Annotated in this window: 13 protein-coding genes and 1 riboswitch; all 13 genes read right to left on the bottom strand. The window is 62.5% G+C overall.

What is annotated here, in order from left to right; translation table 11 throughout:
- A partial coding sequence (locus tag AWB65_RS35900; protein WP_143281816.1) for a hypothetical protein occupies positions 1 to 501 on the bottom strand: 501 nt, incomplete at its 3' end.
- Complete coding sequence (locus AWB65_RS29310; RefSeq protein ID WP_087670461.1) at positions 498 to 1,646, bottom strand: PAAR domain-containing protein; 1,149 nt, start codon at positions 1,644 to 1,646, stop codon at positions 498 to 500. The genes AWB65_RS35900 and AWB65_RS29310, both read right to left, overlap by 4 nt.
- Before the next feature lie 90 nt (positions 1,647 to 1,736).
- On the bottom strand, positions 1,737 to 2,849 hold the full coding sequence (locus AWB65_RS29305) for a TraB/GumN family protein (RefSeq protein WP_374729769.1): 1,113 nt from the start codon (positions 2,847 to 2,849) through the stop codon (positions 1,737 to 1,739).
- Positions 2,794 to 3,798: a peptide ABC transporter ATP-binding protein gene (locus AWB65_RS29300; protein ID WP_087670459.1), complete on the bottom strand. Its 1,005-nt coding sequence runs from the start codon at positions 3,796 to 3,798 to the stop codon at positions 2,794 to 2,796. Before AWB65_RS29300 ends, AWB65_RS29305 begins: the two co-directional genes overlap by 56 nt.
- Complete coding sequence (locus tag AWB65_RS29295; RefSeq protein WP_087670458.1) at positions 3,795 to 4,790, bottom strand: ABC transporter ATP-binding protein; 996 nt, start codon at positions 4,788 to 4,790, stop codon at positions 3,795 to 3,797. The genes AWB65_RS29300 and AWB65_RS29295 overlap by 4 nt, the downstream gene beginning before the upstream one ends.
- Position 4,791: 1 nt before the next feature.
- The gene (locus AWB65_RS29290) at positions 4,792 to 5,712 is read right to left on the bottom strand and encodes an ABC transporter permease subunit (RefSeq protein WP_025527662.1); all 921 of its coding nucleotides are present in this window, start codon (positions 5,710 to 5,712) and stop codon (positions 4,792 to 4,794) included.
- An 83-nt stretch (positions 5,713 to 5,795) separates the two neighbouring features.
- Positions 5,796 to 6,806, bottom strand: coding sequence for an ABC transporter permease subunit (locus AWB65_RS29285; RefSeq protein WP_087670457.1), 1,011 nt, complete (start codon positions 6,804 to 6,806; stop codon positions 5,796 to 5,798).
- A gap of 111 nt (positions 6,807 to 6,917) precedes the next feature.
- Positions 6,918 to 8,549: an ABC transporter substrate-binding protein gene (locus tag AWB65_RS29280; RefSeq protein ID WP_087670456.1), complete on the bottom strand. Its 1,632-nt coding sequence runs from the start codon at positions 8,547 to 8,549 to the stop codon at positions 6,918 to 6,920.
- 508 nt (positions 8,550 to 9,057) lie between these two features.
- On the bottom strand, positions 9,058 to 9,897 hold the full coding sequence (gene metF, locus AWB65_RS29275; RefSeq protein WP_087670465.1) for a methylenetetrahydrofolate reductase [NAD(P)H]: 840 nt from the start codon (positions 9,895 to 9,897) through the stop codon (positions 9,058 to 9,060).
- A 28-nt stretch (positions 9,898 to 9,925) separates the two neighbouring features.
- On the bottom strand, positions 9,926 to 10,279 hold the full coding sequence (locus AWB65_RS29270) for a phage holin family protein (RefSeq protein WP_025527654.1): 354 nt from the start codon (positions 10,277 to 10,279) through the stop codon (positions 9,926 to 9,928).
- 103 nt (positions 10,280 to 10,382) lie between these two features.
- Complete coding sequence (gene ahcY, locus AWB65_RS29265; RefSeq protein WP_025527655.1) at positions 10,383 to 11,804, bottom strand: adenosylhomocysteinase; 1,422 nt, start codon at positions 11,802 to 11,804, stop codon at positions 10,383 to 10,385.
- Positions 11,805 to 11,832: 28 nt separating this feature from the next.
- Positions 11,833 to 11,958: riboswitch (S-adenosyl-L-homocysteine riboswitch) on the bottom strand.
- An 80-nt stretch (positions 11,959 to 12,038) separates the two neighbouring features.
- Positions 12,039 to 12,761 (bottom strand): LrgB family protein, encoded by a 723-nt coding sequence (locus tag AWB65_RS29260; RefSeq protein ID WP_087670464.1) that lies wholly within the window; start codon positions 12,759 to 12,761, stop codon positions 12,039 to 12,041.
- Positions 12,762 to 12,786: 25 nt separating this feature from the next.
- Positions 12,787 to 13,245 carry a CidA/LrgA family protein gene (locus AWB65_RS29255; RefSeq protein WP_087670455.1) on the bottom strand — a complete coding sequence of 153 codons (459 nt, stop codon included), beginning with the start codon at positions 13,243 to 13,245 and terminating at the stop codon, positions 12,787 to 12,789.
- Positions 13,246 to 13,320 lie beyond the last annotated feature (75 nt).

Below are 13,320 nucleotides of genomic sequence, written 5' to 3'. Positions count from 1 at the left end.
CGCACCTCCTACAACTGCCTGAGTTCGAAAAGTACAAGGCCACCTGATGAACGCCCCGAGGCGTCCACGAACAAAACCCAATTTTGCAGGTCCGACTACTTCGACAAACCGGTGATTCGGTCCGTAGGCCGTGATTGAAATAAAGTACGCGCCTTTGAACTGATGCGGTTTGCCTGCTTCATCGACAGCGTTGACGTTGAACTCCACTATCGGAATACATAACTTAGCGCGATCTTTCGGAACGATGTTTCCTTTCGCGTCGATGCATCGAAATTTGAATGCGTCAGGGTATTGATCGGCGGATTCGATTTTGGGTTCTCGGCTCCACGACTCGATGAACGTAATATTCCCTGGATGCGGCAGATATGCAGCTTGAAAGCCTTCTAGCGAGAATTCTTTTGACATGCCCTCGTTTCCTGTTTGAACGGCGCATCCAGCGGTAATTGTGGATGCGCCAGCGATGGCAATTGCGAACGCAAACAGCGGGTTAATGTCATTCATTTCGCAATCGAATCGAAGTAGCCATAGCGAGCCGGATAACGCCTGCGGCCCTCGGCTTCGCACGGTGTGCCTTTGCTCGACCAATACATGTTCGCCGACTCAGCAAAGTCTTCATTGACGTTTTGTCGCGCATAGCGCGATGGCGCCTGCCCATCGCCGGCTATGGCCGTTTCGTACGCGAGTTTCATCGCAGGTTTCTCGTGCCACAACGCTTCACTCATCTGATGCCCGGTTTCGTGCAGCATCGTACTGTCGATGTACTGCTGGGGAATCGACGACTGGCCCTTCCACGCCTGCCACGGAAAGAATGCTACGCCTTGCTTGAGATCGGCGGTCGCGGCGGACGAAAAGCTGGCATCGCCGTAACGTTGCTGCCAGCGCAGGTCGTCGGGGTTGGGCGAGGCGTTGGTCGTGATTCGTTCGAGATTTTCCAGATGCTGAGGCGACAAAACTTCAAGCGCCTTCGCCAGTTGCGTCTGGCCGATCATCGGCGCGCCATTCTCGGGCGACTGCATCGGAACGTAGATGGGAATCGTCTTGCTGCCGACAATAGCGTCGTATCGCGTCGCCGAATCGAGTCCGCCGCCCGGAAAGTCCACTTGCGCCAGTCTGCCGGCTGAGAGCGACACCGGCTTGTCGTGAGCGTAGAAGCCGGCAGGAGCATCAATACGCCCCTTCGATCCGTCCAGATAAGAACAATCCACTGCCTTGCTGCCTGATGGCACAGGCGACGGTTTAGCTTCAACTTCCGAGTCCGCATCCAACCGCCCAAGCGGCGCGGCATTTCCGGGTTCCAACAGACTTCTTCCCGCCGCTGAAAACCCCATTCGGGCAAGCTCGTGCACATCGAACGACATGGACATATCGTTCTGCGATGCGATCAGTACCGGCACCGGCCTGCACGCGCACACTCCTAGATCGTTATCGAGTGCCGAAGGGTTACCCATCCAGTCATCGGGCAAGCGCGGACCTTGCGCCACGATGACTCCGTCCGACTTGCACGCCGGACAGAAGATTTTCGCGCCAACAAACGAGAGGGGCACTCCGTGATGTGTGACGTCGCTCATCCCTTCGATGACTGTCGCGCCGCTCGTCGTCCTGTCGCCGACTTTGATGTAAAAGCGTATCAAGCCCAAGCTCCTCATTTATCCGTTATGGAGCTTCGACTTTTAGCAACCTCATGCTCTGAAGAACAACCAGATCCTTCCGAAACAGAAAGAAGAACCTGGACGCTTTCACGCCGCTTCCACCACAAACCCGTTCTTCCGCAGCAACTCCAGTACGCCTCTTTCCCCGCCCAGATGCAGCGCGCCGATCGCCACGAACACCGGCTTGTTGGGCGCCGCGAGCGCGAGCATCCGCGTGACGAACCGTCGATTGCGCTCATACACGACACGGTTATCGACCGCCGCCGACATCGCCTTCGACCGCGCAAGCTTTTCACCTTTGCGATCATCCCAAGCCTTCAGCGCGTCGGCATCGCCGATACGCCACAGCCGATGCAGCTCCTTCACATCGGCGACATTCTCCGCCGGCGTCTGCGCCAGATCCTGCGCGAGCATCTCCCGCTGCTGTGCCGACGTCAGCTTCGTGAACGTCGAGATCTGCTCGTTGAGCGTCTCCAGCCCGACGATCCGCCCCTTCGCCCTCAGATACACGTTCTGCAACTGCGCCTCAGTCCCGTATTCGCTCTGAAATCCCGCCTTGAGCGTGTCATAGGTCTCGACGAGCATCGACGCGAGCCACGGCCGCGTATGCCGCAACTGCGCGAGCGCCGCCGGATTGCTGCGCATCCGCGCTTCGACTTTCTTCCACATCCAGTCCGGCAGATAGTCGAGCAGACACTCGCTACGGCACACGCCATAGCGCTGGACATCTTCCTGTGAGAACAGCAAATCGTCGGGGGAAATTTCGAGTGCCAGAATCGGCGATGCGTCGAGCGCCGCGAGAATCGGCGCGCGGAACGGGTGATCGGCGGGATAGTCGGACGCGTAGCCCACATGCAGCGTGCCGAGCACGTACAGCGTCGTCTGACCTTTGGTCGCGACGTAGAACGGCATACGCGCTTCTTCCACGCGAACCGGACCGCTTGCCGTCGTGCCGTCGGAGCGGTCGATGCGCGGGGCGGGCGCGGGCGGCGGCGCCGGCCGCTTGGGATGCGACTGCACAGCGGACGGCGGCGGCCCGCCCACGGCGAGCGCGGCCGGCGCGAACTGCACGCAGGCCATCGCCAGCACCGCCGCCACCACGCCAAACGCGAAGCGGCGCGTGATCGTGCGCGCCGCCCGCGAATCAGGCATCGGCGTCCCCCACCTCCTCCGCGCGGTGACACGCGACATGCCGTCCATCGACCAAACGCAGTTGCGGCTCTTCCTGCCGGCACCGATCGATCGCGTACGGGCAGCGCTGATGGAACGTGCAGCCCGACGGCGGATTCAGCGGCGACGGCATTTCGCCCTGCAGCTTGATCTTGATCGTGCGGTCTTCCTCGAAAAGCGCAGGCGTCGCCGACATCAGCGCGCGCGTGTACGGATGCCGCGGATGCGCGTAGATCGTCTTCTTGTCGCCGAGTTCGGCCACGCCGCCGAAGTACATCACCATCACGTCGTCGGCGATGTGCTCGACCACCGACAGATTGTGCGAAATGAAGACGTAGCTCGTGCCGAACTGCTCCTGCAAATCCATGAAGAGATTCAGGATCTGCGCCTGGATCGACACATCGAGCGCGGACACCGGTTCGTCAGCCACGACGATCTGCGGATCGAGGATCATCGCCCGCGCGATCGCCACGCGCTGGCGCTGTCCGCCGGAGAACATGTGCGGATAGCGCGACACGTGTTCGGGCCGCAAGCCGACCGTGCGCATCATGTGCGCGATGCGTTCGCCGCGTTCGCGCGCGGAAAGCGTCGTGTTGATCGCGAGCGGCTCGCCGAGCGTCTGCTCGACCGTCTTGCGCGGATTGAGCGACGCGAACGGGTTCTGGAACACCATCTGCACGCGCTGGCGCAGCTTGGCGACCTTCGCCTTGTCGGCGCCGGCCACGTCTTCGCCGTCGATCAGGAGACGCCCGGACGTGGGCGCTTCGATCATCGTGAGTTGGCGCGCGAGCGTCGACTTGCCGCAGCCCGACTCGCCGACGACCGCCAGCGTCCGGCCGCGCTGAAGCGAAAACGACACGCCGTTGAGCGCCTTCACCGTGCCCTGCGTGAACATCGTGCGCTTGACGGAATAGTGCTTGGTAAGCTTGTCGGCGGCGAGAACGATGTCTGGGTTGCTTGTTTTCGGGACCGCGTTCATCGCGCGCCTCCATGTTCAGCGACGGCCTGCATGTTGAGCGGCTTGATGCAGCGCGCCCGCACGGCCGGGTCGTTCGGATCGAGCTGGAACAGCCCCGGACGGCCCTTCCAGCAATCTTCGACAGCATATTTGCAGCGCGGCGCGAAGAGGCATCCGCTCGGACGGTCGTCGCGGCCCGGCACCATGCCCGGCAACGCCGCGAGACGCTCGGCGCCGCGGCTGTGCTCGGGGATCGCGGCGAGCAGTGCCTCCGTGTACGGATGATGCGGCTCGCTGAAGATCGTCGGCACGTGATTCGTTTCGATGATCTCGCCCGCATACATCACGGCCACGCGCTGCGCGACTTCCGACACCACGGCGAGATCGTGCGAGATCAGCACGAGCGCCATGCCGCGCTCCTTCTGCAACTGCACGAGCAGTTCCATGATCTGCGCCTGGATCGTGACGTCGAGCGCGGTGGTCGGCTCGTCGGCGATCAGGAGCTTCGGGTTGCACGCGACCGCCATCGCGATCATCACGCGCTGGTTCATCCCGCCCGACATCTGGTGCGGAAACGCATCGATACGGCTCTTCGCAGCCGGAATGCCGACCTGATCGAGCAGTTCCAGCGCGCGACGGTTCAGCGCATCGCCACGCAAACCTTCGTGCAGCTTCAGCACTTCCTTGATCTGATAGCCGACGGTGTAGCTCGGGTTCAGGCTCGACAACGCGTCCTGGAACACCATCGCGATGTCCTTGCCGATGATCCTGCGGCGCTCGCGCGCCGACGCCTTCAGCAGGTTCTTGCCGTCGAAGGTGACTTCGTCGGCGGTGACGACGCCGGGCGCGTCGATCAGGCCCATCAGCGCCATCATCGTGACGCTCTTGCCCGAACCCGATTCGCCCACCACACCCACCACTTCGCCCGGCTTCACCGACAAATCGATGCGGTCGACCGCCTGCGTGCCCGCGAAACTGACTTCGAGATTGCGGATAGTCAATAGATCGCTCATGTCATGCCATCCGTTTCAGTTTGGGATCGAGCGCATCGCGCAGCCCGTCGCCGAGCAGGTTGATGACGAGCACCGAAATCAGGATCGACAGGCCCGGCATCGTGACGATCCACCACGCGCTTTCGATGTAGTCGCGCGCCGAGGCGAGCATCGCGCCCCACTCCGCCGCCGGAGGCTGAACGCCGAGGCCGAGGAAGCCGAGCGCGGCGGCGTCGAGGATCGCGGAGGAGAAGCCGAGCGTCGCCTGCACGATCAGCGGCGCCGCGCAGTTCGGCAACACTTGCGAGAACATCAGCCGCACGGTGCCCGCGCCCGCGACGCGTGAAGCCGTCACGTATTCCTTCTGCAGTTCGCCCAATGCGGACGCGCGCGTGAGACGCACGTAGCCCGGCAGCGCGACGATCGCGATCGCGAGCATCGTGTTGACGAGCCCCGGCCCGATGATCGCGACAACCGCCACGGCCAGCAGCAGCGACGGCAGCGCGAGCAGCACGTCCATCACGCGCATGATGGCCGTGTCGAGCCAGTGGAAGAACGCGGCGCACAGCCCGAGCACGACGCCCGGAATCAGCGCGAGCACGACCGACACGAACCCGATCCAGAACGACAGCCGCGCGCCGTACATCAGGCGCGAGAGGATGTCGCGGCCGGCTTCGTCGGTGCCGAGCAGGAACTGGCGGTTGCCGCCTTCGAGCCACGCGGGCGGGATTTTGACGAAGTCGCGGTATTGCTCGATCGGGCTGTGCGGCGAGATCAGCGGCGCGAAGATCGCGATGAAGATCAGCACGAGCACGATCACGCCAGCGACCACGGCGCCGCGATTGCGCGAAAAATTCGCCCAGAACTCGCGGCCTGCGACGAGCCGGCCGCTCGGCGGCGGCGTCACGGCTTGCGGGGGGAGATTGTTTTGAATGTCGGCCATCATGCCTCCAGCCGGGCCACCGCAAGAGCGGCCTGCGCCCCCTTGGGAGGCAGCGAACGAATATGAGCTTGGGAGACCATGTCTTACCTCGTATGGCGAATGCGCGGATTCAACACGCCGTAGAGCAGATCGACGACGAGATTCACGAGAATCACGAGCGTCGCGATCATCAGGATGCCGCCCTGCACGACCGGATAGTCGCGCCGGGAGATCGCGTCGATGAGCCACTTGCCAACGCCCGGCCATGAGAACAGCGTTTCGGTCAGCACCGCGCCCGCGAGCAACGTGCCGACCTGCAGGCCGATCACTGTCACCACGGGAATCAGCGCGTTGCGCAGCGCATGCACAACCACGACGCGCCCCGGCGCGAGACCCTTCGCGCGTGCCGTGCGGATGTAGTCTTCGCGCAGCACTTCGAGCATCGACGAACGCGTCATCCGCGCGATCACCGCCAAGGGAATCGTGCCGAGCACGATCGTCGGCAGGATCAGATGGCTGACCGCGGACTTGAACGCGCCTTCGTCGGTGGAGAAGAGCGCGTCCCACAGCATGAAGCCCGTGACGTGCGGAATGTCGTATTCGACCGCGATGCGGCCCGACACCGGCGTCCACCCGAGCTTCGCCGAGAAGAACATGATGAGGATCAAGCCCCACCAGAAGATCGGCATCGAATAGCCGGTGAGCGCGGTGCCCATCACACCGTGATCGACGACCGTGCCGCGCCTGAGCGCCGCGATCACGCCCGCCGGCAAGCCGACGACGAGCGCGAAGATCATCGCGCAGATCGACAGCTCGACGGTCGCCGGGAAGCGCGCCATGAATTCGCCCATCACGCTGGTATTCGTGATGATCGACATGCCGAGGTCGCCCTTCAGCGCATGGCCGACATAGTGGAAATATTGAAGCGGGAGCGGCTCGTCGAGACCGAGGCGCTTCATGGCTTCGGCGTGTGCCGCGGGGTCCACGCCGCGCTCGCCCATCATCACTTCGATGGGGTCGCCCGGGATCAGGTGGATGAGCGCGAACGCGAGAATCGTGATGCCGATGAACGTCGGAATCACCATCCCTATGCGCCGCAATACGAATCGGAACATGGTCGTCTCTTTGGGGAGGAAAAATGCGACCGGCGACGCGGGCTCGTGACCCTTGTCGCCGGACCTTTTCGACTAGTTATGGGTTAGGGCAAAAAGCGTACCGCTTTAAGCTTACTGCATGCCGACGCCGTCGAAGCGCACGAAGCCGAGCGGCTCGATCTTCATGCCTGTCACCTTCTTGCTGACCGGCTGGTAAACCGTCGAGTGCGCGATCGGCGAGAACGGCAGTTGCTGCGCGAAAATCTGCTGCGCGTCGGTGTACGCCTTGGTGCGCTTCGCGACGTCGTTCGTCACGCGGCCTTGCGCGACGAGATCGTCGAACGGCTTGTAGCACCACTTCGAGAAGTTGCTGCCCTTCACCGCATCGCAGCCGAGCAGCGTGCCGAGCCAGTTGTCGGGGTCGCCGTTGTCGCCCGTCCAGCCGATCAGCAGTGCGTCGTGTTCGCCCGCGTGCGCGCGCTTCAGGTATTCGCCCCACTCATACGAGACGATGTTCGCCTTCACGCCGATCTTCGCCCAGTCGGCCTGGATCATCTCGGCCATCAGACGCGCGTTCGGGTTGTAGGCGCGCTGCACCGGCATCGCCCACAGCGTGATTTCGAAGCCGTTCGGGAAGCCCGCCTTCGAGAGCAGTTCCTTCGCCTTCGCGGTGTCGTATGCCTGACCTTTCAGGTTCTTGTCGTAGGACCATTGCGTGGGCGGCATCGGCGCGGCGGCTTGCTGGCCGGCGCCCTGATACACCGATTCGACGATCGCCTTCTTGTTGATCGCCATGTCGAGCGCGCGGCGCACGTCGGCGCTGCCGAGGCTCTTCTTCGTCACGTTGTACGCGACGTAGCCTTCGTTGAAGCCCGCCTGCGAGGGCGTATCCAGGTTCGACGCCGCTTTCAGCGTCGAAATGTCGCCCGGACGCGGATAGCTCATCACCTGGCATTCGTTGTTCTTCATCTTCTGCACGCGCACGGCGGCGTCCGGCGTGATCGCGAAGATCAGCTTCGAAATCTTCACTTCATCCGGCTTCCAGTAGTCGGGATTGCCGTCGAAGCGGATGGTCGCGTCCTTCGTGTAGCTGCGGAAGATGAACGGGCCCGTGCCGACCGGATACTGGTTGATGTCGGCGGCCTTGCCGTCCTTCAGCAGCTTGTCCGTGTATTCCGCCGAAAGGACCGACGCGTATTCCATCGCCAGGTTCTGGATGAACGGCGCGTTGACTTCCTTCAGCGTGAACTTGACCGTGTACGGATCGACCTTCTCGACCTTCGTGATCAGCTTGTCGAGGCCCATGTCGGTGAAGTACGGGAACTGCGTCGGGTACGCCTTGCGGAACGGATGGTTCGCATCGAGCATGCGGTTGAACGTGAAGAGCACGTCGTCCGCATTGAACTCGCGCGTCGGCTTGAAGAACGACGTCGTCTGAAACTTCACGCCGTGGCGCAGGTGGAACGTGTAGGTGAGGCCGTCGGACGAAACGTCCCACTTCTCGGCGAGACCCGGCTCGACCTTCGTGCCGCCGCGCTCGAATTCGACAAGGCGGTTATACACGGTGAACGTGTTCGCGGTGAAATCGACGCCCGTCGTGTATTGGGCGGGATCGAAGCCGGCCGGGCTGCCTTCCGAGCAATACACGAGCGTCTTGTTGGGAATCGCTGCGTTGGCGGCGGTCGCGGCGAATAGCGATGCCGTGATGGCGGCGCCTACGAGCATCGAAAGACGGGCAGCTCGCAACAGGCCATTATTCTTCATGTTTCCTCCAGGTTCGGTGCCGGTCTGGCCGGCGTAGCGCGATATTACTGAGCTTTACCGGCTCGAACAAGGCGACGGATTTCTCGGCGGAAATCCGTCGATGCCAGTTCTGGCGCGGCGAAGCGTGATTAAAAAAGGCGATGTGCGGAACACACGCGATGAATGGCTGTTCGGCTCCGTTTTCAGCGTCTGGGGCATTGGCGCGCGACTCTGTAAGGAACGCTTTGTTATTCGGGAATGTCCTCGCCTTGGCAGGCGGTGCGACGGGCGAAAACGGGCTTGACGGCGAATTCGGGCGCTACCGTAGCATGAACAAATTGAACGTGCGCGATTGATTATGTAGGGGTTTTTAGCCAGTTACCGTAATTCGATACGGTTAGGTTATTGATGATGCGCGGAGGTGATAGAGGGAAACGCGAAATATCGATTTCATGGATCGATTAAAACGAATAGGGAGTAAGCAGAAAAACAGAACCGCGCGGCAAACGCCGCGCGGGTAAAGCGAAACTCATACGCTCTTCAGATTCAACCGCTCGCAAATCGTCTTCGTTGCGGCCGCGCCGTTCAGCGTATAAAAGTGCAGTCCCGGCGCACCTTCATCGACCAGGCGGCGACACAGGTTCGTCACCACGTCGAGTCCGAACGCGCGGATCGCCTCGCGATCGTCGCCGTAGCTTTCCAGCCGCCGCGCGATCCACTTCGGCACTTCCGCGCCGCACATCTCCGAAAAACGCATCAGTTGCGTGAAGTTCGTGATCGGCATGACGCCGGGCACGATCGGCACGTCGACGCCCTGCTTGCGCGCCTCGTCGACAAAACGGAAATACGCGTCACCGTTATAAAAGTACTGCGTGATCGCCGAATTCGCGCCCGCTTGAACCTTGCGCACGAAGTTGTCGAGATCGCTCTTCGGCGAGCGCGCCTGCGGGTGATATTCCGGATACGCGGCCACTTCGATGTTGAACCAGTCGCCGTGTTCCGCGCGGATGAAGCTCACCAGCTCCGACGCATACCGCAACTCGCCGACTTCGCCCATGCCCGAAGGCAGATCGCCGCGCAACGCGACGATATGGCGAATGCCGTGCTCGCGATACGCGCCGAGAATCGCGCGCAGGCTGTCCTTCGACGAGCCGATGCACGACAGATGCGGCGCTGCCTCGAAGCCTTCCTTCTGCATTTCGAGGACGGTATCGAGCGTGCCTTGCTGCGTCGAGCCGCCCGCGCCGAACGTCACGGAGACGAACTTCGGCGAGAGCTTCGCGAGTTGCGCGCGGCTGGCGCGCAGTTTGTCGACGCCTTCCTGCGTTTTCGGCGGGAAGAATTCGAATGAAAGTTCGATCGGTTTCATGATGATCAATGTGCGGGTGGTGCGAGCGTCACCCGAAGTTGCGCTGCCCGAAGATCAGCGCCGACAGCAGCCAGGACACGATGCTGTAAAGAATCGAGCCGAAGAACGCCGACCAGAACCCGGACACTTCGAAGCCCTTCAGCAGCGATGCGCAGAGCCAGAAGCACAGCGCATTCACGACCAGAATGAAGAGCCCGAGCGTCAGCACCGTCACCGGGAGCGTCAACAGGATCAGTACCGGACGCAGCAGCGTGTTGATCAGCCCGAGCACGACCGCGACGATCAACGCGGTGCCGAAACTGCGAATGTGAATCGACGGCACGAGGTAGGTGATGATCAGGAGCGCAAGCGCGTTGATCAGCCAGGTCAGCAGCACGGTCATCGATGGTTCTCCGGTGGATTGTTACGGCATTTGCAAACACGGGCGAGGGCTCGCCGCCCTCGCCCGTGTGGTCATGCTGCTACGGCGCTTCTCGAGCCGCCGATTAATAGCGATAGTGGTTCGGCTTGAACGGACCGTTCTTGTCGACGCCGATATAACCCGCCTGATCGTCCGACAGCACCGTCAGTTCCACGCCGATACGGCCCAGATGCAGGCGCGCGACCTTCTCGTCGAGATGCTTCGGCAGAACGTACACCTTGTTCTCGTACTCGCCGCCGCGCGTGAACAGTTCGATCTGCGCGAGCGTCTGGTTCGTGAACGAGTTCGACATCACGAAAGACGGGTGGCCCGTCGCGCAGCCGAGGTTCACGAGGCGCCCTTCAGCCAGCAGGATGATGCGCTTGCCGTCCGGGAAAATGATGTGATCGACTTGCGGCTTGATGTTGTCCCACGTGTACTGGCGCGTCGACGCGACGTCGATTTCCGAATCGAAGTGGCCGATGTTGCAAACGATCGCGTTGTTGCGCATCGCCTTCATGTGGTCGTGGGCGATCACGTGATAGTTGCCGGTCGCCGTCACGAAGATGTCGGCCTTGTCTGCGGCGTATTCCATCGTCACGACGCGGTAGCCTTCCATCGCCGCCTGCAGCGCGCAGATCGGATCGATTTCCGTGACCCACACCGTCGCGCCCAGGCCGCGCAGCGACTGCGCGCAGCCCTTGCCCACGTCGCCGTAACCGGCCACGACCGCGATCTTGCCCGCGATCATCACGTCGGTCGCGCGCTTGATGCCGTCCACGAGCGATTCACGGCAGCCGTACAGATTGTCGAACTTCGACTTCGTGACCGAATCGTTCACGTTGATGGCGGGGAACGGCAGACGCCCTTCCTTCTCCATCTGATACAGGCGGTGGACGCCCGTCGTGGTTTCTTCCGTCACGCCCTGGATGTGCGCGAGGCGCGTGGAATACCACGTCGGATCGGCGTCGAGGTGCGAAGCGATGGACTTGTACAGCGCGACTTCTTCCTCGTTGGTCGGCTTGCCGATGACCGAGCGGTCCTTCTCGGCCTTCGAGCCAAGGATCAGCAAGAGCGTGGCGTCGCCGCCATCGTCGAGGATCATGTTCGCGAATTCGCCGTTCGGCCATTCGAAGATGCGGTGCGAGAACTCCCAGTATTCGTCCAGCGACTCGCCCTTGAACGCGAACACCGGCGTGCCACCCGCGGCGATCGCGGCGGCGGCGTGATCCTGCGTCGAGAAGATGTTGCACGACGCCCAGCGCACGTCGGCCCCGAGCGCCGTCAGCGTTTCGATCAGCACGCCGGTCTGGATCGTCATGTGCAGCGAGCCCGCGACACGCGCGCCCTTCAGCGGCTGTTGCGCCTTGTACTCTTCACGCGTCTGGATGAGACCGGGCATTTCCGTTTCGGCGATGTCGAGTTCCTTGCGGCCCCAGGCGGCAAGCGACATATCGGCGACGACGTAATCGGTGGAATTCTTGGAATCGATAACTGCGGCGTTCATCACGCCCTCCTTTCTATAAATAGAAATGTTGACGTGAGCGCCGTTCGATGCGGCGGCTCAGAGTGCGCTGATCGCGCTTTCGAACCGTCCGGATTGAATGCTCCGAGCCTGGCGATTTCCTGCAGCGGAAACCGTCGCAACGCTCCTCGGAAGCGAACGCAGATTGTAGCAAAAATGTGTGGCGAGTTTGATCGCGCCCTGTGAAATGGGGCGTTGTGCGCGCCGCCGTCGCCGCTAGAACGGGAGGATCGACAACAACGGCGCGATCAGCACCATGACGACGCCCGCAATCATCATCGTCAAACTGGCGACGACGCCTTCCTCGCTGCCCAGTTCGCGTGCCTTCGCCGTGCCGACGCCGTGCGCGGCCGCGCCGAACAGCGCGCCGCGAGCGAGGCGGCTGCGCAGCGGCACGAACGCAAGCACGAGTTCACCGAACAGCATGCCGCAGACGCCCGTCGCGATGACGAACAGCGCGGTCAGGTCTTTCGGCGCGTGGATCTTGTCGGAGACGGCGAGCGCGAACGGGGTCGAAACGGAGCGCGTCGCGAGGCTGCGCTGCAATTCCGGCGACAGATGCAGCAGCTTGGCGAGCGCGATCGACCCGCCGACCGCCACCAGAATCCCCACCGTCACGCCCACCGACAGCGAAATCCAGTGGCGTTTCAGCAGATGCCGGTATTCGTAAATGGGCACGGCGAACGCGACCGTCGCCGGGCCGAGCAGCCACATGAGCCAGCGCGTGTCGGCGAAGTAGACCGGATACGGAATCTGTGCGATCACCACGAAAACGGTAAGAACGACCGGCACGGTGAGCATCGGCGTGAGCCAGCCGCGCCTGAAACGCGCGTAAAGCCGCTTCGACGCGAAGTACAGCGCGACCGTCAGCACGAAACAGCCCGCGGCGATGAGACGCGCGGCGTCGTCGGCGAACAGGGAATCGTAGAAGTGGGTCATGGCCGTGAGCCCGTAGAAAATGTCCTCAGGCCCGCACCGCATGGCGCGCAACCATCGCGCGGCGCACTTCGATGCGCCGCTCGAGGCGCGACGCGCGATCGACGGCGAACGCCACCGCGAACATCACCATCAGCGTCCCGCCGACCACCACCAGCGCGAGGCGCCAGCCGTCTTCCATGAAGAGCCCGCCGTACTGCACCGCCGCGACCGCGGCCGGGATGAAGAACAGCAGCATGTCGGCCAGCAGCCAGTCGGCGCCCGCTTTCACCCAGCGCGGCGCAACGCCGCCGCAAAACAACAGCGCGAGCAGCGCCAGCAGTCCGACGACGCCGCCCGGCACCGGCAGCGAGAACTTTCGCGCGACGATATCGGCGACGAACCAGATCGCGGCAAGCGCGGCGATCTGCAGCACGATCCGCACGAAGCGGCCGAACGGCCCATGCGAGCCGATGGCGTTCGACAGTAATGCGATGACATAGGACATGGCGGTGGACCTCGGAAACGTCGTAGGAAGCAATAGATTAGGGTTAACCTGTAGGCCGAGTATAGGGGGCACTTA

The sequence above is a fragment of the Caballeronia humi genome (assembly GCF_001544475.1).
Taxonomy (GTDB): Bacteria; Pseudomonadota; Gammaproteobacteria; order Burkholderiales; family Burkholderiaceae; genus Caballeronia; species Caballeronia humi.
Note: the sequence above shows the minus strand (reverse complement) of the source record. Positions and strands in the feature narration are given on the sequence as shown.

Coding starts and splice junctions, on each gene's coding strand:
- AWB65_RS29310 (WP_087670461.1), bottom strand. CDS start 1,646: ATGAGGAGCTTGGGCTTGATACGCTTTTACATCAAAGTCGGCGACAGG.
- AWB65_RS29305 (WP_374729769.1), bottom strand. CDS start 2,849: ATGGACGGCATGTCGCGTGTCACCGCGCGGAGGAGGTGGGGGACGCCG.
- AWB65_RS29300 (WP_087670459.1), bottom strand. CDS start 3,798: ATGAACGCGGTCCCGAAAACAAGCAACCCAGACATCGTTCTCGCCGCC.
- AWB65_RS29295 (WP_087670458.1), bottom strand. CDS start 4,790: ATGAGCGATCTATTGACTATCCGCAATCTCGAAGTCAGTTTCGCGGGC.
- AWB65_RS29290 (WP_025527662.1), bottom strand. CDS start 5,712: ATGGCCGACATTCAAAACAATCTCCCCCCGCAAGCCGTGACGCCGCCG.
- AWB65_RS29285 (WP_087670457.1), bottom strand. CDS start 6,806: ATGTTCCGATTCGTATTGCGGCGCATAGGGATGGTGATTCCGACGTTC.
- AWB65_RS29280 (WP_087670456.1), bottom strand. CDS start 8,549: ATGAAGAATAATGGCCTGTTGCGAGCTGCCCGTCTTTCGATGCTCGTA.
- metF (WP_087670465.1), bottom strand. CDS start 9,897: ATGAAACCGATCGAACTTTCATTCGAATTCTTCCCGCCGAAAACGCAG.
- AWB65_RS29270 (WP_025527654.1), bottom strand. CDS start 10,279: ATGACCGTGCTGCTGACCTGGCTGATCAACGCGCTTGCGCTCCTGATC.
- ahcY (WP_025527655.1), bottom strand. CDS start 11,804: ATGAACGCCGCAGTTATCGATTCCAAGAATTCCACCGATTACGTCGTC.
- AWB65_RS29260 (WP_087670464.1), bottom strand. CDS start 12,761: ATGACCCACTTCTACGATTCCCTGTTCGCCGACGACGCCGCGCGTCTC.
- AWB65_RS29255 (WP_087670455.1), bottom strand. CDS start 13,245: ATGTCCTATGTCATCGCATTACTGTCGAACGCCATCGGCTCGCATGGG.